General features: G+C 68.8%; 3 protein-coding genes. 2 read left to right on the plus strand and 1 reads right to left on the minus strand.

Going from position 1 to position 3004, the window contains the following annotated elements; all coding sequences use genetic code 11:
• A partial coding sequence (locus tag DMC18_RS09125) for an acyl-CoA dehydrogenase family protein (RefSeq protein ID WP_110132874.1) occupies positions 1-1535 on the minus strand: 1535 nt, incomplete at its 3' end.
• A 186-nt stretch (positions 1536-1721) separates the two neighbouring features.
• Here DMC18_RS09125 and DMC18_RS09130 point away from each other — a divergent pair.
• Both DMC18_RS09130 and DMC18_RS09135 read left to right on the plus strand, forming a co-directional pair.
• A complete protein-coding gene (locus DMC18_RS09130) occupies positions 1722-2345 on the plus strand; it encodes a YceI family protein (RefSeq protein WP_110119447.1) in 624 nt (207 codons plus the stop codon).
• Between the two features lie 27 nt (positions 2346-2372).
• Positions 2373-3004, plus strand: a 632-nt coding sequence (locus DMC18_RS09135; protein WP_146218023.1) for a cytochrome b, incomplete at its 3' end; no start/stop codon positions are given.

The raw sequence follows: 3004 nt of genomic DNA on the forward strand, positions 1-3004 counted from the left end.
CCCGACAGGGCGTCGGGCATGGCGCGGGCGCGGCGGTCGACCAGCCAGGCGGTGGCCGAGGCGGCGGCGTTCAGGGCGGCTTCCAGGCGGCCGGCGACCGGCGTCAGCGAGGCGTCGGCGGCCTTCAGAGCCTCGATGGTGTCGCGGATGTCGTCCATCAGGTCGGCCACGGCCTGGCCGTCGGCCAGACCCAGCTTGCGGCCGATCAGGTCGATGGCCTGGATGCCGTTGGTGCCCTCGTAGATCGGGGTGATGCGGGCGTCGCGATAGTGCTGGGCCGCGCCGGTCTCCTCGATGAAGCCCATGCCGCCGTGGATCTGCACGCCCAGCGAGGCGACCTCGACGCCGACGTCGGTCGACCAGGCCTTGGCGATCGGGGTCAGCAGCTCCTCGCGCAGCTTGGCGGTGGCGCGCACGGCCTCGTCGGCGGCCGCGTGGGCCAGGTCGGCGGCGACGGCGGTCGACAGGCAGATGCCGCGGGCGGCCTCGATCTTGGCCTTCATGAGAAGGAGCGTGCGGCGCACGTCCGGGTGGTCGAACAGGCGCGAGGGATAGGCGCCCGTCCAGGCCGAACGGCCCTGCACGCGCTCCAGGCTGAAGTCCAGGGCCTGCTGGTAGGCGCGCTCGGCGATGGCGGTGCCCTGGGCGCCGACCTGCAGGCGGGCGGCGTTCATCATCGTGAACATGTGGGCCACGCCCTGGTGCAGCTTGCCGACCAGCTCGGCCTTGGCGCCTTCGAACAGCATGACGCAGGTGGGCGAGCCGTGGATGCCCAGCTTGTGTTCCAGGCCGCCGACGCGCACGTCGTTGGCCGCGCCCGGCTTGCCGTCCTCGTCGATCAGCACCTTGGAGGCCAGGAACAGCGACACGCCCTTTACGCCGGGAGGGGCGTCGGGAGTGCGGGCCAGAACCAAGTGGACGATGTTGTCGGTGGCGTCGTGGTCGCCCCAGGTGATGAAGATCTTCTGGCCCGACAGGGTGTAGCCGCCCTGGCCGTCGGGCGTCGCCATGGTGGTCAGGGCCGCCAGGTCCGAGCCGGCCTGCGGCTCGGTCAGGTTCATGGTGCCGGTCCATTCACCGGACACCAGCTTGGGCAGGAACACGTTTCTGTGGCGCTCGGTCCCATGCAGGGCCAGGGCCTCGATGGCCCCCAGGCTCAGCATCGGGCACAGGCCGAAGGCCATGTTGGCCGCCTGCACCATCTCCAGCGTGGCGATCTCCAGGGCCTTGGGCAGGCCCTGGCCGCCATGCTCGGGCGCGGCCGCCAGGCTGGTCCAGCCGGCCTCGGCGAAGGCCTTGTAGGCGTCGGCGAAGCCGGGGGCGCTGCGCACCACGCCGTTCTCGAGCTTGGCGCCGACCAGGTCGCCCTGGCGGTTGATCGGGGCCAGCACCTCGGCGGCGAATACGCCGGCGGCTTCCAGCACGGCGTCCACGGTGTCGGAATCGGCCTCGGGATAGGCCTCGGCGAGCTGGTCGAAGCCGGCCACGTGGCGCAGGGCGAAGGCGAGGTCGCGGACGGGGGCGCGGAAGGTCATGCAGGGGCCGATCTGTTCAAGCGTCGGGTTGGGGGTATGTGATCCCTGTTTAGATCGCGCGACCCGCCGCGCCAAGGACCGCCAGGCGATCACGGCTTCGTGAGAAGACGCCCCTTCAACTGGACGGTGAAGTTCCTAAGTCGGGAAATCGCAACCGTCACTATGACAGTTTGGAGAATTGAACCCATGGCTCGCCCCTTCGCCTACGCCATTCTGGCCGGCGCCCTTCTCGCCGCTCCCCTCGCGGCCCCGGTCGCCGCCCTGGCGCAACCGGCGACGGATCCCGCCGCCGCCCCGGCTGGGACCTGGGCTCTAGACAAGCGCCACGCCAGCCTGACTCTGCGCGTGCGCCACTTCGGCACCTCGAACTACACCTTCCGCCTGTCGGGCCTCGACGGTTCCTACAGCTTCGACCCGGCCAAGCCGCTGGATTCCAAGGTGTCGATCACGGTCGACCCGAAGTCGGTCGACACCGGCCTGCCCAACTTCAACAAGGAAATCTCGGACGATCCGAAGTTCTTCGACTCGGCCAAGTATCCGACGATCACCTTCGTCTCGACCAAGATCGAGCAGACCTCGCCCGGCAAGGGCAAGCTGACCGGCGACCTGACCTTCCGCGGCGTGACCAAGCCGGTGACCCTCGACGTCACCTACAACGGCTTCGCCAAGACCCCGTTCGGCTCGCAGATCATGGGCTTCTCGGCGACCGGCAAGATCAAGCGCTCGGAGTTCGGCTTCACCCACCTGGTTCCGATGGTGGGCGACGACGTCGACCTGGCGATCGAAGCCGAATTCAATCCGAAGAAGTAAGACAGATCTCGAATTAGGGACGGCCCAATGACCGCCGAGACGCTTTCAAAACCCGCCTCGGCGGCGGGTCCTTCCCGTTATTCGACGGTGGCGATCATGCTGCACTGGCTGATCGCCGCCGCCCTGATCTTCCAGGTGATCCTGGGGTGGCGGGCCGATGACGGCCCCAAGGGCGCGACCACCTTCGCCCTCTTCCAGCTGCACAAGTCGATCGGCATCACCATCCTGGTGCTCAGCGTCGCGCGCCTGATCTGGAAGCTGACCCACAAGTCGCCGCCGGCCCCGGCCGGCCAGCCGACCTGGGAGAAGATCGCCGCCCACGCCGTGCATGTCGGCTTCTACGTGATCATGATCGGCCTGCCGCTGACTGGCTGGATCATCGTCTCGACCAGCCGCATCAACATCCCGACCCTCCTTTACGGCGCCATCCCCTGGCCGCACCTGCCGGGGCTGCCCGAGCTGGCCGAAAGCGCCAAGCAGGCCTGGAACGACTTTGGCCACCTGGGCCACGGCCTGCTGGTCAAGTTCACCTACCTGCTGCTGGCCCTGCACCTGGGGGCGGTGGCCAAGCACCAGATCCTCGACCGCGACGAGGTGTTCGGCCACATGGCGGCCGGCGCCAAGCCGGGCCTGAAGGAGCCGCGCCTGTGGCTGGCCGC

The organism is Caulobacter sp. D5 (genome assembly GCF_003185805.1).
Lineage (GTDB): Bacteria > Pseudomonadota > Alphaproteobacteria > Caulobacterales > Caulobacteraceae > Caulobacter.